The organism is Actinoplanes sp. NPDC089786 (genome assembly GCF_040684855.1).
In the GTDB taxonomy this organism is placed as follows: domain Bacteria; phylum Actinomycetota; class Actinomycetes; order Mycobacteriales; family Micromonosporaceae; genus Actinoplanes.
In genome coordinates this window covers 373,810-397,964 of the sequence record NZ_JBFBGU010000005.1, presented here as the reverse complement: position 1 = coordinate 397,964, position 24,155 = coordinate 373,810, and the positions used below count along the sequence as shown (strand labels likewise).

Sequence of the window (24,155 nt, the reverse complement as noted above, 5' to 3'; positions counted from 1 at the left end):
AGATGACCACATGACGCCATGAGCCGCGTGCGTCATGGCTCCGCATTGACATTCATGATCATCGTGACGAACGCTTCCGGAGCCCGGTCGATACGGAGGCTCCGATGAAGTCAGCAGGCACGATTCTCGCCGCCGCGCTCGCGGTGAGTGTCGCCCTCGGCGCGAGCCCGGCGGCCGCGGCCGAGCCGGAGACTCCCGCGCGGAGGCCGGCGCCGGCCGGACGAACGGCCGTGACGCTGCTGACCGGGGACACGGTGACGGTCTCGGACGCGCACGGCGGCCGGGCGATCGGCGGCGGGCTCTCCATCGCCCGGGGCCCGGGCCGGGACCACGTGCGCTTCCTGGTGGAGAGCCGCCGCGGCCACACCTTCGTCCTGCCGACCGACGCCCAGCCGCTGGTCGCGAGCGGGCGGATGGATGAGCGGCTCTTCGACGTCACCGGCCTGATCGCGATGGGCTACGACGACCGGCGCCGGGCGACCCTGCCGCTGATCGTCACCGGTGCCACGGCCACCACCGGGCGCAGCCTGCCCGCCGTGGGCGGCCGGGCGGTCACCGTGCCCCGGAACGGCACCGCGTGGGCTGCTCTGACGATCGGCGACCCGCGCTCACGGCGTACCACAGGGAAGGTCTGGCTCGACGGCATCCGTAAGCCCACCCTGGACCGCAGCACCGCCCAGATCGGGGCGCCCGCGGCCTGGCAGGCCGGTCTCACCGGGGCCGGCGTCACCGTCGCGGTGCTCGACACCGGCGTCGACACCACGCACCCGGACCTCGCCGGAAAGGTGACCACCGCGGTCTCGTTCACCGACAACCCGGCGACCACCGACGAGTTCGGACACGGCACCCACGTCGCGTCGATCATCGCCGGCACCGGCGCCGCGTCCGAGGGACGGTTCAAGGGCGTGGCCCCGGACGCGCGGATCGTGTCCGGGAAGGTGTGCGAGCCGCAGGGCTGCACCGAATCGGCGATCCTGGCCGGCATGCAGTGGGCGGCGGCCGAGGTGCGCGCGCCGATCGTCAACCTGAGCCTGGGCGGGCCGGACAGCGTGGGCGTCGACCCGCTCGAGGCCGCCGTCAACACCCTGACCGCCCAGTACGGCACCCTGTTCGTCATCGCCGCGGGCAACGAGGGCCAGGACGCGCCGGTGGCCTCGCCCGCGAGCGCCGACGCCGCCCTGGCCGTCGGCGCGGTCGACCGGGACGGGCAGCTCGCCGACTTCTCCCAGCCGGGGCCGCGGCTCGGCGACCACGCGCTCAAGCCCGACGTGACCGCGCCCGGCGTCGGCATCGTCGCCGCGAAGGCGGCCGGCACCGAGCTCGGCGAGCCGGTCGGGGACGCGTACGTCACGCTCTCCGGCACGTCGATGGCGACGCCGCACGTGGCCGGCACGGCCGTCCTGCTGCGCCAGCAACACCCGGCGTGGGGTGCGGACTTCCTCAAACCGGCCCTGATGGGTACGGCGCGCCGGAACCCGGCGCAGACCACGTTCCAGCAGGGCGCCGGACTCATCGACGTGGCCGCCGCGATCACCCAGCCGGTGTCGGCCGACCCGCCGAGCCTGTCGTTCGGCGAGCAGCGGTGGCCGCACACCGACGACCCGGTGCTGACCCGCACGGTGACCTACCGCAACGCCGGCCCCACGGCGGTGACGCTGCCGGTCTCGATCAGCGGCAGCGGCCTGTTCCGGGCCGGCGCGACCTCGGTGACGGTGCCCGCGTCCGGTACGGCCGGCGTGACCGTCACGGTGGACACCCGGGCGCCGGGCGCGGACGGCACGGCCGAGGCGTGGCTGGTCGCCGGCGGGGTCACCACGCCGATGGTGGTGCTCAAGGAGGCCGAGAGCTACGACCTGACGCTGCGGCACATCGACCGGGACGGGTCGGCCGCGTCGCTCTACGAGACCGCCGTCGTGGGCGCGCGAAGCGATTTCTACCGGCGTGCGTACGACGCGAGCGGCACCGTGACACTGCGGGTGCCCAAAGGCCGTTACCTGATGTACTCGGTGGTCGGCACCCCCTACGGCGACGAGTTCGAGCGGCACACCGCGCTGTTCACCCGGCCCCGGCTCGACCTGACCCGGGACACCACGATCACGCTGGACGCGCGTACGGCCGGGACGTTCGCGCTGAGCATCCCGGAGAGGTCGGCCGAGCTGATCCAGATCGACGTCAGCGCCTATCAGGACACCGACGCCGGGCCGGTCTGGCTCTCGCTCTACGGCTACGCGGCCAAGGACGTCGCCACGAGACATCTCGGCGCCGCCGACCCGCGCTTCCTCGCCTCGGTCACGCACATCTGGGCCAGGCCGGACGGCGAGGGCTGGTACAACAACAGCCCGTATCTCTACACCCTGGCCGAGGCGCGCGAGGGCCGGATGTTCGACGGCTTCACGCGTACGTATCGGAAGCGGGACCTGGCGACGGTCCGCAACGACCTGCGGGCCGAACCGTCCGGGGTGGCGACCGGCCGCTGGATCGCGCCGATCTTCGGCGACAACGACCGGGCGCTCCAGCTCATCATGCCGGTGGCGCCGTCCGGGGTCCGCACGGACCACGTCAACAGCGGCCCCGGCCTGCGCTGGCACAGCGGCGTGATCTACCAGACCGGCGCTTGGGACACCACGCACGAGTACCGCGACGGCCCGCACACCTGGCGGCCCGGCCGGACCTACACCGACGTCTGGAACGCCGGCCCGATCGGTCCCGCGTTCCCGCCGCGCACCTCGGGCGAGCCGTGGGTCCGGCGCACCGGCGACCGGCTGGTGGCCGAGCTGCCGCTGTTCAGCGACCGGGCCGGCCACCCGGGCCAGACCTCGCTGTTCGAGAGCACCCGGACCGCGCTCTACCGCGACGGCACGCTGGTGGACACCTGGGCCGGCCCGAACGCCGGGTTCGACCTGCCGGCCCGGCCGGCCACCTACCGGCTGGAGACCCGCGCCACCCGGGCCACCTCGGACCTGAGCACCGAGATCAGCGCCGCCTGGACCTTCCGGTCGGCGCCGAGCCTGAAGACCCGGGCCCTGCCGGTCACCGCGGTCCGGTTCGCGCCGGCGCTGGACGCCTCGGACGCGGCCCGCGGCGGCCGGGCCGTCATCCCGGTCCGGCTCGACCGGCAGCCGGGGTCGGCCGGTGTGGCCCGGCGGGTCGCGGTGGACGTGTCCTACGACGACGGCCGGACCTGGCGGGCGGCGAGCACCGTCGGGCTCGACGACCACTGGGTGACCACGTTGCGGCAGCCCGCCACCGGCTACGTGTCGTTGCGGGCGAAGGTCACCGACCTCGACGGCAGCACGACGACCCAGACGATCATCCGCGCCTACCGGCTGACGAGGTGACGTCGAGACGGCCGGAGCCGGCGGAGATCCGCACCTCCGGCCCACAGGACACGAGGACCGGCCCCGACGCTAGGCCTTGCGGCCGGCGAAGACCCACAGCCGCAGGGTGACGAACCGGGTCAGGCCGACCGTGGCGTTGACGCCGGCGATCAGCAGCACCCTCGCCCACCAGGCGTCGCCGATCGTGTCGCCCCACAGGGCCAGCGCGAGACTGGTCGCCACCAGCGCGGCCGCGGACAGCCCGTTGGTCAACCCGGGAACGGCGCATGCCGCCGGCTGATCAGCCGGCGGCATGCGAAAACCTTCGTGGTGGGGCGTCAGGCAGCGGGAACGCGGTCGAACGTCGGTGGCACGGTCAGCCACGTCGCCCGGTCGACCGGCCAGAACACGGTGAAGGCGCGGCCCACGACCGAGCCGGCCGGGATCGTCGCCTCCTGGATGTCGTGCCCGGACCGCCAGTGCTCGAGGGAGTCGGCGGACGCCTCGCGGTGGTCACCCATCACCCAGATCCGGTCGCTGGGGACGGTGACGTCGAAGGGCTCACCGGCCGCCTGGTTGGGCACCCCGTCGGCGTCCTTGAAGAGGTACGGCTCGTCGAGGGCGTGGCCGTTGACCATGATGCGCTGCTCGGCGTCGCAGCACTGCACGTGGTCGCCGCCGACGCCGATGATGCGCTTGATGAAGTCTTCGCCCTCGTCGCCGGTCTGCCACTGCCGGGGCGCCTTGAAGACGATGATCTCGCCGCGCCGGGGGTCGCGGAACTCGTAGATGAGCTTGTTGACCAGCAACTTGTCGTCGATGTCGAGCGTGTGCTCCATCGAGGCCGACGGGATGAAGAAGGTCTGCAGCACGAACGTGCGCACGAGGAAGGCGACCAGGATCGCCACCACCACGAGGACCGGGAGCTCGCGCCAGAACGAACCGCGACGCTTCTCGGTCTTCTCGTCAGCCACGAACGGAGCGTACGCGGCCCACGCTCAGGCAGTTCCCTCCGGTCGGATCGGCAATTGTTGCCGAGGCGGCCGGGCCGACGTCACACCACCATGGTTACGGGCGCATCGTCGAGGACGGATACCTTTCACCCATGTATCGCTGGAACGAGCCGGGTGCGACGCCGACGGCCGGCGCCTGGCGGGACGCGTTCATCGACCTGCACGGGGCGAGCCGGGTCACGCTGACCGAGGCCGGTCCGTGGGCGGGCCGGCTGGAGTGGCAGCAGTCGCGTTCCTACGGCGTCGCGTTGTGTGGCAACGTCCGCGAGAAGTTCGTGCGGGAGCGGCGGCACATCCGGACCGATCCGCGCGGCGCGTTCGAGCTGCTGATGCCGACCGTGGGCACGGCCCAGGTGACCCAGGCCGGCGGCGCGGGGGCGATCCGGCCGGGCACCCTCGCGCTGTGTGATGTGGACCGTCCGTTCGAGTTCGCCCACGCGGAAGACTTCCAGTCGGTCGCGCTGATCTTCCCCGGCGAGGCGATCGAGCGCCGTCATCCCGCCGCGGCCCGCGACCCCCGGCCGCTCGACGGCACGGCGGGTGTCGGCCGGCTGATCCGGCAGACCGTGCTGACGCTGCAGGAGGAGCGGGAACAACTCTCCGAGGCCACCTTCGACCTGGCCTGCGAGCAGGTGCTCGACCTGGTCTGCCTGGCCGCCGAGGGCGCGTCCGACTCGGCGCCCGCGGCGCAGCGGAAGGAGGTCGAGGCGCAGATCCGGCAATACGTCCGCCGGCACGCCGCCGACCCCGGCCTCTCCATCGCCGGCATCGCACGGGCCCTGGGCTGGTCCGCGCGCTACCTCCAGGACGTGCTCCAGGCCGCGGGCACCACGTCCCGCGACCTGATCCGCACCGAACGGCTGCGCCTCGCCCGGACCCGGCTGGCCGGTCCCGCCTGGGACGACCGGTCGATCGCGCGGATCGCCTACGCGTCCGGGTTCGCCAGCCACGCGTCGTTCGCCACCGCCTACCGGCGCGAGTTCGGCGTGACGCCCCGCGAAACGCGTGCCGAACGCCAGGCGTGACCCCCCCGGGCACGCCTGGCGGACGCTCGGCCTAGACCTGGACGGTCCCGCCGTCCACGAACAGCTCGATGCCGGTGACGAACCGGCTCTGCGCGGTGGCCAGGAAGAGCAGCACATCGGCCACGTCGTCCGGCTGACCGGCCCGGCCCAGCGGGATGCGCGACACCAGGTAGTCCATCACCTCGGCGCTGCCACCGATCGCGGTGCTGAGGCCCGGAGTGTCGATCGTGCCCGGGCTGACCGCGTTGACCCGGATGCCGCGGCCCTTGAGCTCGTTGGCCCAGGTGCGGGCGAACGAGCGCAGCGCCGCCTTGGTCGCCGAGTAGACGCCGAAGCCCTCCGGGCCCTCGACCGACCAGATCGAGGACGTCAGAATCACCGAGGCGTGATCGTTGAGCAGCGGCAGCGCCTTCTGCACGGTGAAGACGGTGCCCTTGACGTTCACGCCGAGCAGCAGGTCGAGGTGCTCCTCGCTGATCTGGCCGAGCGGCGCCACCTCGCCCACCCCGGCGTTGGCGAACAGCACGTCGACCCGGTTGCCGTCGGCGGCGATGCGCTCGTACAACCGGTCCAGGTCGGCCGGCTCGGCCACGTCACCGGCGACGCCGACCGCGCCCCGGCCGATCTCGTCGACCGCCTGGTCCAGCACGTCCTTGCGGCGCCCGGTCAGGTAGACCTGCGCGCCCTCCTCGGCGAAGCGGCGGGCGGCGCCCAGCCCGATCCCGGTCGAGCCACCGGTCACCACCGCGGTCTTGCCGTCCAGCTGTCCCACTACTGAATCCTCCATCGTCGACTACCCGTGCCTGTTCGACTCTGGCGGCTGACGATCGAGGGGTCTTTCGCCCCGGCGCACGGCACTTGCGCCCCGGCGCACAAACATCAGGCCCCTGGGGTACGCCTCGCGGCGGTGGCCTCGCGGTGGGCGGCTGCCCGCACGGTAGAAGAGGTATCCGCCGTGGCGCAGCACGTCGCCCTCGAAGTCACCGTCGGCCGTGAAGCCGCTGTCGTCCCAGTACTCGATGCGGGTGCCGGTCACCTCGTACCGGCCGGTGTAGGCGCCGGCCCGGTTGCCGCGGGCCTCGTCGTACCGCCCATCGGCCAGCAGCTCCTGCCGGATGTGGTTGTCCGCGGCTCAGCGCGGGTTCGGCGCGTGATCGGTAACTTGTGGGCATGTCCCACACGCCTCGCTCGTACCACTCACCACTGCGCGAGCAGGACGCGCAGCGTACGCAGGAATTGATCCTCTCCTCGGCCCGCGAGCTGTTCGTCACTCAAGGTTATTCGCGGGTCACGATGTCCGACATCGCCGCGGCGGCCGGCATCGCGGTGAAGACGGTGTACGCGAGCGTGGGCACGAAGGCCGCGGTCCTGGAGTTCCTGCTGGCCTTCGACCCGGCGCACGCCCGGCTCGCCGAGGTGGACGGGCGGGTCACCAAGGCCGCCGGACTCGAGCCGGCCATCGCCCTCACGGCCGGCAGCGCGCGGGCGGACAACGAGCGCCTCCGGCCGTCGATCGATCTGCTGTACGCGTCGATGGCCAGCGACGAGGGCGCCCGGCAGGCCTGGAACAGCGTGGTGGCCGGCTGCCGTCAGGCGTTGCGCGCGATCGCCGGGCGGCTCGTCGAGCACCGGCTGGTGTCCGCGCACCTCGACGTCGGCGCGGTGGACGACCGGCTCTGGTTCTGCTTCGGCCCGGCCGCCTGGCGGACTCTCATCACCGAGTGCCACTGGTCCTACGAGGACGCCGAGCGTTTCCTGCGCCGCCAGGCCGTCGCCATGCTGACCGAGCCGCCCGACCAGCGCGCCTGAGGCTCCGGCGCGCCGGTCGGGCGGGGGCGGTCAGCGGAAGGTGGTCAGCCTGGCCGGATCCACGGGCGGCACCTCATGCCTAACCGGCGGCGTCGGCGAGCTGCCTAGGCATGCCCTTGGCAACTTCGATGCCAGGCGGGTGCAATGAATTCTAACGTTGTAGATTAGATAGACGCAGCTCTATAGTCACGCCATGGGTTCGAGACGTGACTTTCTGAAGACAGCCGGTTTCGCGGTGGGCGGCGCGGTCGCCGGAACACCCTCGACAACGACGTTGCCGGCGACGGAGACCCTCGCCGGTTACGCGAGTCATACCTCGGACGGCCGCAGCATGACCGTGACCAGCACCAGTGGTCAACGCACCCGGATCACCGCGTACGGCGGGCACATCGTCCGGGTGCGTCATGTCCGGGCCGGCGAGACGTTCTTCGCCGACGACCGCTACGAGATGGTCGACCCGGCCGCCCACGCCGGCCTCGGCGGCTCGCTGGCCGTACAGGAAAGCCCTGATGCTCTGACCATCACCACCGCCCCGGCCGCCGGCCTCAAGGTCGTGCTGCGGAAGAGTCCACTGCGGATCGCCTTCTACCGCCGCGGCGACGGGGCGCTGCTGGCCGGCGAGGACGCCACGCACAGCATGAGCTGGGGCGGAGAGAACAACAGCGTCGTCCGGCAGACCTTCGCCGCACCCCAGAAGGCCGAGCGGTTCGTCAAGGCCGGGCACGGCTTCTTCGGGCGGGCGCCGCGGGTCGAACGGACCGGCGAGATCGTCGCCCACAACTACGGGCTGGCCGGCAACCGCGGCGAGCAGTCACCCGCGATCGTGCAGATGTACCTGTCGTCACGCGGCTACGCGATCTTCGTCAACACCACCTTCGACACCACGTTCAACTTCGGCAACGGCGGGGTGTACGAGTTCTGGGCCGATGAGCACAACACCCCCGGCGTACGCCCGCAGATGGACTACTTCGTCATCAAGGGACCCCAGTTCGCCAAGCTGCTCGACCGCTACACCCAGCTCACCGGGCGGCCCCGCCTCCCCCGGCTGGGCATCTTCGGCCTGCAGATGTCGGACAAGAACTTCCCCACGGTCAGCGACCAGAACTGGTGGGTCACCAAGATCACCGAGATGCGCGGCCAGGGCTTCCCGCTCGACCTGCAGGTGCACGACAACCGCTGGCGGGCCGGCAGCGGCGGCTGGAACGGCTCCTGGTTCGAGTTCGACGCGCAGCGCTGGCCCGACCCGGCCGGGTTCAAGCGGTGGGCCGACGAGCAGGGCATCCTCACCTCGCTCGACTACAACCGCAACAACTCCCACCTGATGGCCGGCTGGAAACCCGGCCCGCCGCCCGGCTACAGCTTCCAGCCGGCCGACATCACCGGGGTGTCCGAGAACGACTCGGTGCCCGACTGGTCCAACCCGGCCACCCGCGAGTGGATCTGGAACGTGTTCTGGACCAAGGCGCTGAACCCGGCGCTCCGCTTCCCCGGCGACGCGTTGTGGCTCGACGAGCCGGACGAGATGGGACCCATCCCGTACGCCGCCCTCACCGCCAACGGCCAACGCTGGTCCGAGCTGCGCAACGCGTACTTCCTCTACCTGGCCAAGGCGGCCGGCCAGGAAGGGTGGGACCAGCACATCGGCCCCGGCCGGCGCCCGTTCATCTTCAGCCGCGGCGCCACGGCCGGGCAGCAGCGGTACGGCCACCTGTGGACCGGCGACACCCAGTCCACGTACGGCGAGATGCAGCAGCAGATCCGCGGGATGCTCAACGCCGGGCTCGGCGGCTTCCCGTACGCCAACGTCGACGGCGGCGGCCACAACGGCAACCCGATCCCCCCGGACATGTACCGCAACTGGGTCGCCGCCTGGGGCGCCCTCTCACCCATCTGGCGGCCGCACGGATACGGCGACACCCTCGTGCTGGGCCGGCGCGCCTCCCGCTGGCCGACCGACCAGCCCGCCGCCGAGAGCGACGACTTCCTGCGCTACAGCCGCCTGCGCTACACCCTGCTGCCGTACGTCTACACCATCGCCCACGCCGCCCACGCCACCGGCATGCCGATTGCCCGCGCGATGATCATCGACCACCAGTACCAGCCGATGGCCTACTCGCACGACCAGCAGTACCTGTGGGGCCCGTCGATCCTGGTGATGCCGGTGACCACCGGGGTCGACGGCGCGACCCAGCGGGTCTGGCTGCCCGGCGGCGAGACCTGGTACGACTTCTGGACCGACGCCAAGACCGTGGGCTCGGACACCACCGAGAAGGCGCAGGTCACCCGGCCCGGCGAGATCATCATGTATGTCAAGGCGGGCGCGCTCCTCCCCCGCTACCGGTACGCCCAGAGCACCGCCTTCCTCGACAAGACCCACCTCGAACTGGACGTCTACACCGGCAAGGACGGAACGTTCAGCCTGTACGAGGACGACGGCGTCACCGAGGAGCACCGCACGGCCGCGGCGCGCGGCGTGACCGACCTGTCGTACGCCGACGCCACGCTGACGGCCACTATCTACCAACCAGTCGGTAACTACCGCGACGCCCCGGCCGAGCGCCGCTACGTCGTCCGCTTCCACGGCCTCTCCACGCCGGTCGGGATGCGGGTCGACGACTTCCCGCCGCTGCCCGCGTACACCAGCGAAACCGCCGCGGTCGTGGCCGGCTCCGGCCAGGCCTGGGACCCGGACCGCAAGATCCTGTCGGTGGTCACCCCACGGATCGGGGTACGGGCCGGCGGCAGCAGCGTCGCGGGCACCATCCGGCCGACCGGCCAGCCGTTCCCGGCCGTCACCGGTCCGGTCGTGTACCCGGCCGAGAACGCCGCGCTGACCGGCGTGGCCATCGGGACCCAGCACCGGGACTACACCGGCAACGGCTACGCCGACTACACCAACGCCACCGGCGACCACGTCGAGTGGACGGTCACCGTCGCGGCGGCCGGCGCACACACCCTGACCTTCCGGTACGCCAACGGCGGCTCGGCCGACCGGCCCCTCGCCGTCTCGGTCAACGGCACGACGGCGGCCGCCGCGCTCGCCTTCCCGCCGACCGGCGGCTGGACCCTCTGGCGGACCGCCACCCTGACGACGAACCTGCCGGCCGGCACGGTCCGGATCCGCGCCACCTCCACCGGCGCCAGTGGAGGCAACATCGACTGCCTGTCCCTCGAACGCTCGACCGGCGCCTGAACCCGGGCGCACCGGCCGACGTTGGTCAGGTCATGAGCGAGCTCGACATGAACGGCGCCGAGGCGATCCTTCGGACGCTGATCGACAACGATGTGCGGGTCTGTTTCGGCAACCCCGGAACGTCCGAGATGCAATTCGTGGCTGCGCTGGAACGGCACCCGGAGATGCACGGCGTGCTGTGCCTCTTCGAGGGGGATGCGACCGGGGCCGCGGACGGCTACGCCCGGATGACCGGCCGGCCCGCCGCCACCCTGCTGCACCTCGGCCCCGGGCTCGGCAACGGGCTGGCCAACCTGCACAACGCCCGCCGGGCCGGCTCCCCCGTGCTCAACCTCGTCGGTGACCACGCCGCCGGCCACAAGCCGCTGGACGCCCTGCTCGACTCCGACATCGACGCGGTGGCGGCCACGGTCTCGGCCTGGGTGCACCGGCCGGAACACCCGTCCGCCGTCGGCCACGACGTCACCGCCGCGCTCGCCGCCACCCTGGGCGGTCCGGCCGACGAGCACACCACGGGCACGTCCGGGCGGGTCGCGACGCTGATCGTGCCGGCCGACGTGTCCTGGTCCGGCGGCGGCCGGGCCGCGCCCGCGCTGCCACCGCCGGCGCCGCCCGGGACGGCGGTGACCGCCGGCGCCGTGACCAAGGTGCTGACCGGCGACGAGCCGGTGGCCCTGCTGCTGGACGGCGACGCGCTGACCGATGCCGGGCTGCGGGCCGCCGACCGGATCGCGCAGGCCACCGGGGCACGGTTGTTCTGCCCGACCTGGCCGGCCCGGCTGCGGCGCGGGGCCGGCGTCCCCGCGGTGACTCCCCTGGCCTACCGCGGCGAGGATGTGCGCCGCCAGTTCGACGGCATCCGGCACGTCGTCCTGGCCGGTCCGCGCACGCCGGTCGCCTCGTTCGCCTACCCGGGCCGCGAGGGCGCCCTGATCCCGGCCGGGATCGACGAGCACGTGCTGGCGCCGGAGTTCACCCCGGTCGCGGACACCCTCCACGAGATCGCCGACCTCATCGCGGCCGGCGTGGCGCCGCGGGGCGCCTCAGCCGGTGTCCCCGCCGTCGCGGACGGAAGCCTGACCACCGTGAACTGGGCGCCGGTGGTCGCCGCGGCGCTGCCGGACAACGCGGTCGTGTGCGACGAGTCCATCACGGCCGGCCTGGTGAATCTGGCCGCGTCATTCGCGGGCGCGCCGGCGCACGACGCGCTCGGGCTGGTCGGTCTCGCCGTCGGCCAGGGCCTGCCCCTGGCCGCCGGCGTCGCGATCGCCTGCCCCGGACGGCCGGTGGTCTGCCTGGAGGCCGACGGCAGCGCGATGTACACGATCTCGGCGTTGTGGATCTACGCCCGGGAGAACCTGGACGTCACCGTGGTCATCCTCAACAACCGCTCGTACGCGATCCTGCGCGCCGAGCTCGACCGCGTCGGCGCGGGCGACCCGACCGGCCGGGCCCGGCGCATGATCGACCTGTCCGGGCCCGGCCTCGACTTCGTGGCGCTGAGCCAGGGCATGGGCGTCCCGGCGACCCGGGCCCGCACGGTGCGGGAATTGCGCGAGCAGTTCGCCGCCGCGGTCGCCGCGCCCGGCCCGCACCTGATCGACGCGATCCTCGAAGATCCGGCCTGACCGCGGAGGCCGGCAGCGTCAGGCCGGTGCCTAACCTCGGCGCCGGCCGGAAGTAGGCAGTGAATGCCGACGCGGGTCCTCGCTCGGGTGCTCGATTCTCGGATCCATGGATCTGCAACTGGCTGGTAAGCGCGTCCTGGTGCCCGGCGCGAGCAAGGGCATCGGGCTCGCGACGGTCCAGGCCTTCGTCGCCGAGGGCGCCGTCGTGGTCGGGGCGTCGCGGAGCCGGACGAGATCGCCCGCGCGATCCTCCTGCAGTGCTCGCCGGCCATGCCGAGCCTGGTCGGCACGAACCTGATGGTCGACGGCGGCTCGTTCAAGGCGACGTAACACTTGGCCGTGCAACAAATCGGCCGCCACCTTCATCTTCCGGGCTGAGTCGACAGTCTTCAGTGGAGTGAGCTAGCGGGGGTCGGGCCTGCTGGCGACAGGCGTGCCGCGCTCCGAGCTCTGGTCTCGGCCGGCCTGGTCGTGCTGCCGGCCATCGTGGCGCCGGACGCGCCCGACACGATCACGGTCACCGCCGAGGAGCGAGCGGCCGCCACCTCCTGAGCAAACCTTCCTCCAGCCGCCGCCGGTTCACCGTCCGGCGTCGGAGCCCGCCCCCGGATCTGGGCGGGCTCAGCGGCTGACCGGCTCGGTCGCCTCCGCGGTGGTGTGCGCCGGCCCGGCGGCGACCGCGGGCGCCGGGTGCTCGTAGCGGCGGACCAGCAGGACCAGGCCGGCCAGGACGAGCGCCAGCACCGGGAGCCAGCCGAGCCGGGCGGCGACCCAGCCGGGGTCGACCGGCCGGTCACCGAGGCCGGGCAGCGTGCCGAACCGGCGGGCGACCTCCGAGACGCCGGCCAGCGCCACCTGGTGCCAGCAGAAGATGCTCATCGCGCTCAGGTTGAGCGCCGCCACCACGGCCCAGATCCGGGGCCGCCGCAGGAGCCGCTCGATCCGGTCGCGCAGCAGCAGCGCGGCGCCGGCCTGGATCGCGGCCAGGGCCGGAACCATCAGCGACGGCGGGTTCGAGTTGGAGCGGGTGGAGCCGGTCACGCTCACGATGCTCACCGGGTACTTCAACGCGACCAGCAGGAACATGAACAGCGCCAGGCCACCGGCGAGCAGGCCGGCCGCGACCCGGCGGTCGACCCGCCCGGCCGACCAGGCCACGCCCAGCTGGTAGGCGAAGCCCCAGGCCGGCAGGACGCTCAGATACCCGACGAGGGCCGGCTCGACCGCCGGGCCGAAGCGCACCAGGTCGACCACGGCCACCACGCCGACCAACGCCACGACCACGCCGAGCCCGCCGCGCCGGTCGAGCCTGAGCGCGTACGGCGTAAGGGCGGTGACCACCGCGTACAGGACCATGAACCACAACGGCTGCAGGAACAGCACCACGGTGGTCCGCGCGGTGCCGGCGCCGAGCCCGAGGATGCCGAGCAGTGGCAACACCGCGATCAGGATCACCGTCGCGGCCACCACGGGCCGCCCGATCCGCCCCAGCCGGCGACGCACCCAGGCGGCGTCGGTCTCGCCGCGAGACCGGGCGCGGCGGAGTCCGGCCGCCGCCGTGTAGCCGCCGACCAGGAAGAACAGGCCCAGCAACTGGGAGAACCAGGTCAGCGGATGCAGCCACTCCTGGTAGCGCAACGGACTGTCGATCCGCAGGCCACCGGCCGGTGTCGCGACGAGCGCGCCGACCAGCCAGTGCCCACCCACGACGCCGAGGATGGCCAGCGCCCGGAGCCCGTCGATGAACCGGTCGCGTTGTCGCACCACGATTCCTCCCGTCGGCATCTCGTGCCACCGACGTTAGGGAGGATCACGGCGACGATCGATGGAGCTGACACCCCGGCGCCGGTAGGGGTAACACCCGTCTTTCTACCAGCCGGCCACCATGAACGGGTCGCCGGCCAGGGACGCCTTGATCTTGGTGGTCCATTCGTCGGCGAGAACCTCGGTCCTCCCGGCCTCCAGCCCGTCCAGGCCGGCGCGGACGGCGTCGGCGGGGTCGCCCTTCGGCCCGTCCATGAAGGCGGTCAGGTCGGTGTCGACGGTGCCCAGGTGCAGCGCGGTAACCTGAGTCTTCTGGCCGGCGAGCTCGACCCGGACGTTGTTGGTCAGGCCCCACTCGGCCGCCTTGGCCGTGGAGTGGCCGGTGACGCCGAGCAGGGCGAACCACGACAGCGCGGACAACACGTTGAGCATCGCGCCGTCCGCGAGGCCGGGTGCGAACGCCCGGATCACCCCGAGGGTGCCCCAGAAATGGGTCTCCATCTCGTGGCGCAGATCATCCAGATCACCGGTGACCAGCGAGGCGGCCGTGCCGACGCCGGCGTTGTTGATCAGCAGGTTGACGTCGGGCGCGGCCTCGCGGGCGGCCGCGATCGAGGCCGGGTCGGTGATGTCGAGACGCAGCACCGTCGCACCCGGGATGTCGACCGTCTCGGGACGACGGGCGGTGGCGTACACCTTGGCCGCGCCGCGCTCGAGCAACTGGGTGGCGAAGTGGCGGCCGAGGCCACGGTTGGAGCCGGTGACCAGGGCGGTTGCTCCAGAAATCTGCGTGGCGCCTCTCTCGGGCGTGATGGGACATCGCTCCGCGGCCGGGCCGGGGGCAGGCCGCGGCGACCACTCGATCGGGTCGTGTGTCGGTTCCATCGTGTTCCGCGGACGGTGCGCTCACATCGGCAAGAGTTGCCTACAGCCCTGCCGATCGCCGAGGATGGCGGCTCCCCAGCACCAGGAGTCACTGGCCGAGGCCCACCGGCAATTGTCCGGAAGTTTCGGACGTTGACACCGAATGTTTCGGACGATTACGTTGCCGACATGACCATCGTGTTTCACGTTGCCACCAACGGATCCGACGACGCCGAGGGCTCGGCGGAACGGCCGTTCCGCTCGATCAACAAGGCGGCCGACGCGGCCCGTCCGGGCGACACCGTCGTCGTACATTCCGGGGAGTATCGGGAATGGGTGACGCCGCGGCACGGCGGGCTGAGTGACAACCGCCGGATCACCTACACGGCGGCCGACGGCGAGCACGTCGTGATCAAGGGGTCGGAGCGGGTCACCGGCTGGGTGGCGGAGGCCGGCACGGTCTGGCGCGCGGAGGTGCCGAACTCGCTCTTCGGCGACTTCAACCCGTACGCCGAGGAGGTCGCCGGCGACTGGGTCGTCTATCCCGAGGGCGCGCCGCACAAGCACCTGGGCGACGTCTACCTGAACGGCCGCAGCTTCTTCGAGGTCGCCGCCCGCGCCGAGCTGGACGATCCGCCGCTGCGCACCGAGGTGACCGACCACTGGACCGACCTGCCCGACCAGGTTCGCGACCCCGAGCAGACCAAACTCGTCTGGTACGCCGAGGTGGGCGCCGACACGACCACCATCTGGGCCAACTTCCAGGGCGCCGACCCGAACGCCGAGCTGACCGAGATCAACGTACGCCGATCGGTCTTCTCTCCCCTGGTTCCGCACCTCGACTACATCACCGTGCGCGGCTTCGAGCTGGCCCAGGCCGCCTCGCCCTGGACCCCGCCGACCGCCGACCAGCCGGGCCTGATCGGGCCGAACTGGGCCAAGGGCTGGATCATCGAGGACAACGTCATCCACGACGCGAAGTGTTCGGCGATCTCGATCGGCAAGGAGGCGTCGACCGGGCACAACTTCGCCAGCGAGCGCGGCGACAAGCCCGGCTACCAGTACCAGCTCGAGTCGGTGTTCGCCGCCCGGCAGATCGGCTGGGACCGCGAGCACATCGGCTCGCACGTCATCCGCCGCAATCACATCTACGACTGCGGCCAGAACGGCATCGTGGGCCACCTCGGGTGCGTCTTCTCCACCATCGAGGACAACCACATCCACCACATCGCGATCAAAAGAGAGTTCTACGGGTACGAGATCGGCGGCATCAAGTTGCATGCGGCGATCGACGTGGTGATCCGGCACAACCGCATCCACGACTGCTCGCTGGGCGCCTGGCTGGACTGGCAGACCCAGGGCACGCGCATCACCCGCAACGTCTTCTACCGCAACAACCGCGACCTGTTCGTCGAGGTCAGCCACGGTCCCTACCTGGTCGACCACAACCTGCTCGGGTCGCGGGCATCGTTCGAGTCGTTCAGCCAGGGCGGTGCGTTCGTCGGCAACCTGTTCGCCGGCACGCTGCTCGCCGAGCCGGTGATGGACCGGGCCACCCCCTACCACCGGCCGCACACCACCCAGGTCTCCGGCTACGCGGTGATCCGCGGCGGCGACGACCGCTTCATCGGCAACGTCTTCCTCGGCGGAGATGTCGGCGCCGCGTACGGCGCCGGCGCCCAGCCCGTGGCCACCCCCGGGTACGGGCTGTCCGGCTACGACGAGCACCCGGCGTCGTTCGAGGAGTACCGCGCCCGCCTCGACGCCCAGCCGCCCGGCGACCACCAGAAGTTCATCCCGGTGCTCCAGGCGGTCTACGCCCGCGACAACGTGTACGCCGCCGGCGCGACCCCGTTCGCCGGCGAGACCGGCGGCCACGTGATCGGCGACGCGACCGTGTCGGTGGTGGACGACGGCGACGAGGTCTACCTGGAGACGACCCTGCCGGCCGCCTTCGACGACGCCCGCGTCGGCGTGGTCGGCGGCCGGGACCTGCCCCGGGTGCGCTTCGCCGACGCCGACTTCGAGGAGCCGGACGGCCGCCCCGCGGTCATCGACGTCGACCTGACCGGCGCCCGGCGCGCCGCCGGCGAGACGGCCGCCGCGGGCCCGATCGCCGCGCTCGCCTCCGGCACCGGCCGGGTGCGGGTCTGGTGACCGCCGGCGGTCACTTCCGCTTGTGCATCGCTTCGGTGATGGACGCTTTGACGTTCTGCGCGCCCGTGTAGGCCGAGTAGGCGGACCGGTACAGCGGGTACCAGTTGCTGCACGGCACCTCCCAGGTGCCGAGCAGTTGCTTGTACTGGCCGCCGAACGATTTCTTGAACTCGGTGAGGCCGGCCCACTCGTGGTCGGGCTGGTCGGGCGGCGCGACACCGAGGGAGTCGAAGGTCCGCTGACCCTGTTCCTTGGCGTCGAGGATCATCGTGGCCCGCATGATCGCGCCGGGGTGCAGGTGCCGGGCCTTGTGCAGGCTGCCGGAGTGCGCGACGTGCCGGGTCGTCGGGCTGTCGAAGACGATGGCCGCGGACACCGGATCGTTCTCGTGCCAGGCGGTGTAGAGGGTCGCCGCGTTGCGCTCGGTCAGGGTGCGCGCCATCTGCACGAAGTAATGGTTCGGGTGCTGCACGATCTTGTTGTGTTCCGCGACCTCCTGCAGCATCCGCAGCAGGATCGGCACGTCGGCGATGTTCCGGCCGCCGACGATCCGGATGCCTTTCTTGTGCGCGTTGCGGTATCGCTGCCGGTTGTTCTTGGAGAACTCGGCGATCAGCTCGTCCCGTGACTTGCTCAGGTCCTGGACCCAGAGCAGCGAGGGCACGATCTCCCGGATCGCCGGCCGGTGTCCGAGCCGTTCGAGGTCTTCGGTCCGCAGCGGGACGTACGGTTCCACCCGGACGAACGAGGCGCCCTGCTCGCGGCCCAGGGCCTGGAGCGCGTGCACCGCGGCCACATAGCTGTCCTCGTCCACGGCCGTGGGACCGTACGGGCAGTACAGCCGGGTGGTCCGGTTCGTCCGCTCGAGGATGGCCAGGCCCTGCCAGCCGTCCCCCCGGCCGAAGAAGACCTCGTGACCGAGCGCCTTCTTGAAGGCCCCCCAGTGGGTGCTCTGCAGGAATTGGCCGTCCTGCGCGAACAGGTCACGATCCCAGGAGTCGTCCGGCAACTCCACCTGCCATTCGGCGTACGAGGGTCCGGGCATCAGGGTGCGGAGCCTTTCCAGACGACGGGCAAGAGGCCCATAGCACGGTACTAGATCTGATCCAGAGGTAATTTGTCGTGTTTGCGCACCGCACCCGGAACCATCGTCGTGGCGGCGATCAACTACGGTGGCCCGGTTCACCCCGACATGCTCGACGGGAGTCCCGATGTATCGCCCAACCCCCGCCGAGGGCGCCTCACCGACCGACGACACCGTGGAGATCCCGGTCATCGAGCCGGCCTCGGCGACGGCGGAACGCACCACCGCCTCGAACAGCCTCGCCATGGCCGCGGGCAGTCTGGTCAGCCGGATCACCGGATTTGCCCGGACGGTCATGATCGGCGCCGCCCTGGGCGGCACCGTCGGCGGGCTGGGCGACGCGTACACGACGGCCCAGGTGTTGCCCGGCCAGATCTACGAGCTCGTGCTCGGTGCGGTCGGGACGAGCGTGCTGGTGCCGATGCTGGTACGCCGGCGTAAGAACGAACCGGACGGCGGCGAGGCGTACTCCCAGGGCCTGCTGACCTTCGCGGCGGTGATCCTCGCGGCGGCCGCGGCCCTCGCGGTGCTCGCCGCTCCCCTGCTCACCGCGGTGTACGCCGGCTCCCGGCCGGAGAGCTATCAAGACCTGGTCACCGTGCTGTCGTACCTGATGCTCCCGATGCTCTTCTTCACCGGCATGTCGGTGATCATCGGGGCGGTGCTGAACGTCCGCGGCCAGTTCGCGGCGCCGATGTGGGTGCCGATCATCAACAACCTCACGGTGATCGCGGCCTGCGGCGTCTTCATCGGCCTCCTCACCGGCCGGGTCGACACGACACGGATGACCCCCGCTCAGATCCTGGTGATCGGCGGCGGCACCCTGATCGGCATGGCCGCCCAGACCGTCGCGCTGCTGCCGGCGCTGCGCAAGGTCGGTTTCCGGTGGCGGTTCCGCTGGCAGCCACGGTCGCTGGGCCTGGGTGAGCTGGCCCAGCTCGGCGGCTGGATGCTGCTGTTCGTCGCGGCCAACCAGGTCGCGGTCTTCGCCGTCGTGAAGCTGCTCAACACGACCGACGCCGGCGCCGGCGCCGGCCTGCTCATCTACAACAACGTGTTCCTGCTGGTCATGATGGCGCACGGCGTCATCGGGGTGTCCGTGATGACCGCGCTGCTGCCGCGGATGAGCGCCGCCGCCGCCGACGGCCGGCTCCGCGATCTGGGCGGCGACGTCGCCCGCGGCATGCGTACCGTGATAGCCGCGGAGGCCCCGGTCGTCGTCGTCTACGCCGTGCTGGCCGTCCCCCTCTCGGTGGTGCTGTTCCGGTGGGGCGCCTTCAGCGCCGACGAGGCCGAGGCCACCGCCCGGGTGCTCGCCGTGGGCGCGCTGGCCGTCCTGCCGCTGTCGCTCGGCTACCTGGCCAACTTCTCCTTCTACGCGCTGCGCGGCAACCGGACCGTGGCGCTGATCAACGTGGTCGCCGTCGCGGCCCGGGTGGGCATGCAGATCGCCTTCGTGGCCATGCTCGACGACTCCCGGACGGCGATGTGGCTGATGCTGGGCACCGCGCTGTCCTACTTCGTGGGCGACGCCATCTCGCTGACCCTGCTCCGGCGCCGGGTCGGACGGCTCGGCCTGCGCGCCACCGCCGCGGCCGGGCTGAGGATCGCCGGGGCCGCGGTCGTCGCCGCCGGCCTGGGCTGGCTCGTCCTGCGGCTGCTGCCCGGCGGTGCGCAGCCGTCGTTGGGGGCGGCCCTCCTCCAGCTCGCGGTCGGCGGCGTGGTGATCCTGGTGACCTACCTGGCCCTCGCCCGGGCGCTCCGGGTCAACGAGATCACCGCCCTGCTGGCGATGGTCCGTCGCCGGCTCGGCCGCTGAGGGCGTGGGTTACGGCGGCGGGATCGCCGGGGTGTGCCGGGCGCGGACCGGGATCCGGGTCGTGCCGTTCAGGATGGCGAAGTCGGCGGTGAGGTGCACGACCACCTCGCCGTCGGCCGGTGCGGCGGCGGACTCCAGGCCGAGAGCCAGGTCGTAGGTCCACCCCGGCCCGGCCTCGACCTCGCCCGGCCCGGCGACCACCTCGGACCAGTCGCCGGCCGGCTCGTAGTAGCCGCGCCACGCCGCCGCCCGCACCGCGATGGCGCTCAGGTCGAGACGCACCGGGTCGGCGCCCCGCTGGATCAGCCGGGCGACCCCGGGCGCGGGGTGGGACACCGCCACCGCGGCGCGCGGAAAGTCGGTCAGCCGGTCGAGCAACCCTCGAGCGGTGGCGGCGAGGCGCGGCCAGTCGTCCGTACCGTTGGAAATCCCCGCGATCGAGACCGGGCCGGTCGCGTCCAGCTCGAGCACCTCCTGGGCCGAGTCCGGCCGCGCCGGAACCTCGGGGGCGACCGGGCCGACGGCCTCGACCGCCGCTCGGACCGACGCCAGCTCGGCCTCCGGCAGCCGGCCGGCGAACCAGCCCGCCCCGCCGTCGCTGACGCTGCGCCAGCCGGACAGCGCGCCGTCGTCGCCGACCTCGACGCTCTCGGCGACGGCCGGTGACTGGCTGCCGTCCGCGATCACGAGACGCAGGATCATCGGCGCTTCGCCTCCCAGGTGCCGCCCAGTGCCCGGCCGAGGATAGCCATGAACTCGGCGATGTGACGTGGTTGGGTGCCGTGGTCGTGCGGGTCGTTCACCCGGCCGGGGTCACCCATGATGGATCCGCTGGAGTAGCTGAACGTCTGGATCGTCTCGTACCGGTCGCTGTCGTTGGGCAGCGCGACGTCGAGGTCGTGCAGCAGCTCGCCGGTGAGCGCCACCGCGGGTTGGGCCGGCACGGGCGGCGGGCCGGGTACCGCGGCCACCGCCGGAACGGTTCCCGGGCCCAGCTTCCGGTATTCCTCGACCACCTGCTGGGCGAACGCGCCGCCGGTGACCCCGGCCGTGTTGCTGGCGGCGAGCGCGTTGGCCGAGCTGCGGGCCATGATCGCGGCCCGGAGGTTGGCGGCGACGGTCGCGGCGACCAGGCCGGCGCCGGCCGTGTCGCCGACCGGTGGCTCGTGCCCGGTGACCCGCACGTAGTCGCCGGGGTGCAGCTGGTACTCGTCCTGGAGGCCGATCAGGTGGCCGAACTCGTGCGGGATGGTCGAGGCCGCGTTGGCGTCGGCCACGAACCACTCCCCGGCGTTGGCGCGTCCCGTACCCGGCTTGACCTGCACCGTCATCGCATCGCCGCCGGAGCCGCGGGTCATCCGGAAGTCGACCGGCATCTTCTTGCCGGACACGCTGTCGACGCCCATGTACTGGTTCCACACCGCTTCGACGAAGCCGAACCACGACCCGGGCGCGGGCAGCCCGACAAAGTTGACCTTGACGGTGACCTGCATCTTGGTCGGCAGGATCTCCCACGAGTACCGCGACGCGCTGGCCCCGACCATGCTGTACGTGTGTCCGCCGACCTCCTCGGTCCACTGCCGCTCGACGGCGCCGGTCATCGATCCGGGCGCCACCGTGTCGAGCGCGTCCCAGGTGGCCTTGTCGGCGGTGCCGGTGCCGGGCAGCGGCGGCACCCGGGAGGTCTGGAAGGCCTGCAACGCGGTCCGGGTGAGCGGCCCGAACGATCCGTCGACCTTCAGCGCGGGCGCGGCGCCGGCCGTGTTCAGCTTCTGCTGGAGTTCCTTGACGGCCGGGCCCTGGGTCAGCCCGCCGACGCCGGTGACCGGGTGCAGCGAGGTGCCGGCGACCTGGGTGCCGAGCGAGTCGGCGGTGCCGCTGTTCGTCTTCTGCTCGACCGGGGTGGCGGACTGGCCCTCCGGCGCGATGAACCCGCCCCGCACCCCGGCGTCCAGGGCCGCCCACATGGCCGCGTCGACCACCCCCGTCGGGAAACGGTTCAGGGTGCCGAACTCGTACTTGATCACGGCGACCCACATGGCGCCGTCGTAGACCGCGTTGATGGCCAGCCGGGGCGCGGCGCCGAGGGCGTTGAGCTTCTGCTGGGCGAAGCCGACGTCGGGGCCGGTGGCGCCGAGCGAGAGCACGGTCCGGGCCGGTGGCGGCAGGGCCGCGAAGGCCGCGTCGAGGCGGGCCTTGGTGCCCGGGTCCAGGACGCCGGTCACCGGGGCGATGCCCTGGCTGGTCTGGAAGGTCCGCACCGCCGCCTCGGTCAGCGGGCCGTAGCGGCCGTCCTCGGTCAGTGGCTGCGCCGAGGCCTGCACGCGGCTGAGCTTCAGCTGCGCGTCGCGGACCTCCTCACCGTGGGCGCCCCCGCCGAGACCCGCCGGCGCCGGCGCCGCTCCCCCGCCACCCGGGGCCGGTGGCTCGCTGTCGCCCTCGACGAGCCGCGCGATCTGGGCATTTCCACCGAACATCGCCAGGTCAGGCAGGGCGGCCGGGCCCGACGGCGACCGTTGGATCATCCGCGCCAGGGCCGCGTTGCCCACGCCGGGCGTCATGATCGGCCCGGCGGTGTCCGGGTCAGGCTCGCGCACGTTCAGCGGACGCGGAACAGGTCGGGTCCGCTCGTCCGAGGCTTCAGGCACGGCACGGCTCCGATCAGTCCCGCCGGTTCAGGTGGCTGACCCGAGCATCGACCGTGGCGCGGCCGCGGCCAAGGGCGTTCGGGCGGCCTTTCGAGCAGATCAGCGGTAGGTCGGCACCGGCTCCGGCTCCGGCCGGGCGGTGACCGGGCTGGGGGCCGACCGGAAGGTCCACCACCGGTACAGCGCGTAGTTGAGGGCGAGCGTGGTGCCGGCGGCGAGGACGCGGGCCACCGGCAGCGCCAGCCCGAGCGCCTGGAACGCGAGGACCGCGCCCAGCGTCAGCACGAAGTCCAGCAGCACCTGAGGCAGGAACCGGATCAGCTGACGCCCGATCGGCCCGCGGTCGGCGTGAAAGGCGAAATGCCGGTTCAAGGCGAAATTCAGCGCGTACGTCAGCCAGAACGCGATGCTGACCACGGCGGCCGCCGGCAGGGGGGTGAACCGGTGCAGAATCGCGAGCAGCGTCAGATCGACGCCGAACCCGAGAGCCGCGAGGGCCAGGAATCTCGTCAGCGAGTGACGGGCGAGCTTCTGAAGCCGACGCACGGGACGCAACACTAGCCAATGATCGCCTGGCGTCAGGCTGAGCCGGCCTTACCCAGCCGGTCGTCCAGGGCGCGGCCCTCGGCGGCGGTGATCGCGGGGCCGCTGATCGGCTGGCCGAGGGCCTCGGCGAGGTCGCGCAGCCGCAGGTCGATGGCGGCCTCGACGAGATCGGTCCACTCGGCCAGCGACTCGCGGGCCCGGCGCCAGGCGGTCAGCAGCACGCAGCCGGCGATGATCAGGGCGGGCCACCAGAGCACCCCGGGCAGCAGGTAGAGGGCGCCCCAGCCGATCAGCGTGACCGCCTCGGTGTAGCGCGTGCGGGCGTCGGCGATCGGGCGGCGGGCGTCCTCGGTCAGGAGCAGCCACAGCCGCGGCCAGAGCAGCGACGCGGTGAGATGGTACTGGGCGCGGACCCGGGCCTCGACCAGGCGCACCCGCTCGCCGAGCCAGGTCGGCCGCTGCGGCAGGTAGGCCGGGACGGCGGGCTGCCCGGCGCGTCGGGCGGCGGCGAGGGCCCGGGACCGCCGCGAGAAGCGTGAGCGCACCAGGCGGTCGCCGGTCAGGAACCAGCCCCGCATGAACCAGCGCTGGATCAACCGGCCCAGCCCGGCCGCCGTCGTCCCGGTCACCCCGGCCGCGGCGACGACCAGCACCACGACGAGCACCAGGCGGGCCGGGTCCTTGATCAGGCCGCGACCGGTCCGCCCGGCCCACCCGACCAGCCGGCCGTGGTCGAGCGCCTGGCCGTGCCGGAGCACCAGGGCGACCGTCACGACCGCGACGAACACCAGGCCGGGCAGCAGCATCGCGGTCACCCAGCGGCCGCTGACCCGCTTGCCGACCTCGGTCAGGACGCCGATCATGCCGGCCGCATCGGCGTGCCGAACGCCGCGCAGAGCGGCGGGTGGCCGTCGTCGTCGCGGGTGGACCGCCGGTTGCACCGGTCCTGGGGACAGACGTAGGCGCCCACGCCGAGGCCGGCGCCGCCACCCCACCCGGGCAGCCGCGCCATGCCGACCGTGGGCCGGTCCGACCAGGTGCGCTGCTCCTCGCCGTACTCCTCGGGCTGCCACTTGCGCAGCGCCGGCCGGGCGGATCCACCGCCGCTGACCCGTTCGACGTCACGGTTCAGCCGGTCCAGCACACCCTCCTGCCGGGCCCGGTCGCGCAGGGCGGGCAGCAGCGTGCACCAGGCGGCCAGGACGTCGGCCTCGGATTCCACCGGTACGGCCTCCTCGGATCAGGGGACCACGATCGTATCGACGGATGCTCTACTGTGGGTGCGCGG

General features: G+C 72.3%; 19 protein-coding genes. 7 read left to right on the top strand and 12 right to left on the bottom strand.

Going from position 1 to position 24,155, the window contains the following annotated elements:
• Positions 1–104: 104 nt before the first annotated feature.
• Positions 105–3,338 (top strand): S8 family serine peptidase, encoded by a 3,234-nt coding sequence (locus tag AB0O15_RS20225; RefSeq protein ID WP_364320432.1) that lies wholly within the window; start codon positions 105–107, stop codon positions 3,336–3,338.
• A gap of 69 nt (positions 3,339–3,407) precedes the next feature.
• Here AB0O15_RS20225 and AB0O15_RS20220 read toward each other — a convergent pair whose 3' ends face one another.
• The gene (locus AB0O15_RS20220; RefSeq protein ID WP_364320430.1) at positions 3,408–3,632 is read right to left on the bottom strand and encodes a hypothetical protein; all 225 of its coding nucleotides are present in this window, start codon (positions 3,630–3,632) and stop codon (positions 3,408–3,410) included.
• Positions 3,633–3,655: 23 nt separating this feature from the next.
• Positions 3,656–4,291: a signal peptidase I gene (gene lepB, locus AB0O15_RS20215; protein ID WP_364320428.1), complete on the bottom strand. Its 636-nt coding sequence runs from the start codon at positions 4,289–4,291 to the stop codon at positions 3,656–3,658.
• A gap of 131 nt (positions 4,292–4,422) precedes the next feature.
• Here lepB and AB0O15_RS20210 point away from each other — a divergent pair, with 131 nt between their 5' ends.
• A complete protein-coding gene (locus AB0O15_RS20210; RefSeq protein WP_364320426.1) occupies positions 4,423–5,355 on the top strand; it encodes a helix-turn-helix domain-containing protein in 933 nt (310 codons plus the stop codon).
• Positions 5,356–5,386: 31 nt separating this feature from the next.
• Here AB0O15_RS20210 and AB0O15_RS20205 read toward each other — a convergent pair whose 3' ends face one another.
• Positions 5,387–6,127 (bottom strand): SDR family oxidoreductase, encoded by a 741-nt coding sequence (locus AB0O15_RS20205; protein WP_364320424.1) that lies wholly within the window; start codon positions 6,125–6,127, stop codon positions 5,387–5,389.
• 21 nt (positions 6,128–6,148) lie between these two features.
• The gene (locus tag AB0O15_RS20200; RefSeq protein ID WP_364320498.1) at positions 6,149–6,472 is read right to left on the bottom strand and encodes an Atu4866 domain-containing protein; all 324 of its coding nucleotides are present in this window, start codon (positions 6,470–6,472) and stop codon (positions 6,149–6,151) included.
• Between the two features lie 53 nt (positions 6,473–6,525).
• On the opposite strand from AB0O15_RS20200, the gene AB0O15_RS20195 reads away from it, so the two are divergent.
• The 3 genes from AB0O15_RS20195 (at position 6,526) to AB0O15_RS20185 (ending at position 11,985) form a co-directional block, all read left to right on the top strand.
• Complete coding sequence (locus AB0O15_RS20195; protein WP_364320422.1) at positions 6,526–7,164, top strand: helix-turn-helix domain-containing protein; 639 nt, start codon at positions 6,526–6,528, stop codon at positions 7,162–7,164.
• 193 nt (positions 7,165–7,357) lie between these two features.
• Positions 7,358–10,357: a TIM-barrel domain-containing protein gene (locus tag AB0O15_RS20190; protein WP_364320421.1), complete on the top strand. Its 3,000-nt coding sequence runs from the start codon at positions 7,358–7,360 to the stop codon at positions 10,355–10,357.
• Positions 10,358–10,389: 32 nt separating this feature from the next.
• Positions 10,390–11,985, top strand: coding sequence for an acetolactate synthase large subunit (locus AB0O15_RS20185; RefSeq protein WP_364320419.1), 1,596 nt, complete (start codon positions 10,390–10,392; stop codon positions 11,983–11,985).
• A 621-nt stretch (positions 11,986–12,606) separates the two neighbouring features.
• On the opposite strand, the gene AB0O15_RS20180 is transcribed toward AB0O15_RS20185, so the two are convergent.
• Both AB0O15_RS20180 and AB0O15_RS20175 read right to left on the bottom strand, forming a co-directional pair.
• Positions 12,607–13,752, bottom strand: a complete 1,146-nt coding sequence (locus tag AB0O15_RS20180) for an acyltransferase (protein ID WP_364320417.1) — start codon at positions 13,750–13,752, stop codon at positions 12,607–12,609.
• A 102-nt stretch (positions 13,753–13,854) separates the two neighbouring features.
• Positions 13,855–14,634 (bottom strand): SDR family oxidoreductase, encoded by a 780-nt coding sequence (locus AB0O15_RS20175; protein ID WP_364320415.1) that lies wholly within the window; start codon positions 14,632–14,634, stop codon positions 13,855–13,857.
• A gap of 168 nt (positions 14,635–14,802) precedes the next feature.
• On the opposite strand from AB0O15_RS20175, the gene AB0O15_RS20170 reads away from it, so the two are divergent.
• Positions 14,803–16,770 carry a right-handed parallel beta-helix repeat-containing protein gene (locus AB0O15_RS20170; protein ID WP_364320413.1) on the top strand — a complete coding sequence of 656 codons (1,968 nt, stop codon included), beginning with the start codon at positions 14,803–14,805 and terminating at the stop codon, positions 16,768–16,770.
• Between the two features lie 10 nt (positions 16,771–16,780).
• Here the strand turns inward: AB0O15_RS20170 and AB0O15_RS20165 are convergent, their stop codons facing one another.
• Entirely contained in the window at positions 16,781–17,815 is a 1,035-nt protein-coding gene (locus tag AB0O15_RS20165) for a peptidoglycan bridge formation glycyltransferase FemA/FemB family protein (RefSeq protein ID WP_364320411.1), read from the bottom strand.
• Between the two features lie 166 nt (positions 17,816–17,981).
• Here AB0O15_RS20165 and murJ point away from each other — a divergent pair, with 166 nt between their 5' ends.
• Positions 17,982–19,673 carry a murein biosynthesis integral membrane protein MurJ gene (murJ, locus tag AB0O15_RS20160; RefSeq protein ID WP_364320409.1) on the top strand — a complete coding sequence of 564 codons (1,692 nt, stop codon included), beginning with the start codon at positions 17,982–17,984 and terminating at the stop codon, positions 19,671–19,673.
• A 9-nt stretch (positions 19,674–19,682) separates the two neighbouring features.
• Here the strand turns inward: murJ and AB0O15_RS20155 are convergent, their stop codons facing one another.
• From AB0O15_RS20155 to AB0O15_RS20135, 5 genes are all read right to left on the bottom strand, one after another.
• Positions 19,683–20,375, bottom strand: coding sequence for a hypothetical protein (locus tag AB0O15_RS20155; RefSeq protein ID WP_364320407.1), 693 nt, complete (start codon positions 20,373–20,375; stop codon positions 19,683–19,685).
• The gene (locus AB0O15_RS20150) at positions 20,372–22,321 is read right to left on the bottom strand and encodes a peptidoglycan-binding domain-containing protein (protein WP_364320405.1); all 1,950 of its coding nucleotides are present in this window, start codon (positions 22,319–22,321) and stop codon (positions 20,372–20,374) included. Before AB0O15_RS20150 ends, AB0O15_RS20155 begins: the two co-directional genes overlap by 4 nt.
• 99 nt (positions 22,322–22,420) lie before the next feature.
• Positions 22,421–22,867 (bottom strand): GtrA family protein, encoded by a 447-nt coding sequence (locus AB0O15_RS20145; protein WP_364320403.1) that lies wholly within the window; start codon positions 22,865–22,867, stop codon positions 22,421–22,423.
• A 32-nt stretch (positions 22,868–22,899) separates the two neighbouring features.
• Complete coding sequence (locus AB0O15_RS20140) at positions 22,900–23,730, bottom strand: hypothetical protein (RefSeq protein ID WP_364320401.1); 831 nt, start codon at positions 23,728–23,730, stop codon at positions 22,900–22,902.
• Positions 23,727–24,089 carry a hypothetical protein gene (locus AB0O15_RS20135; protein WP_364320399.1) on the bottom strand — a complete coding sequence of 121 codons (363 nt, stop codon included), beginning with the start codon at positions 24,087–24,089 and terminating at the stop codon, positions 23,727–23,729. The genes AB0O15_RS20140 and AB0O15_RS20135 overlap by 4 nt, the downstream gene beginning before the upstream one ends.
• Positions 24,090–24,155 lie beyond the last annotated feature (66 nt).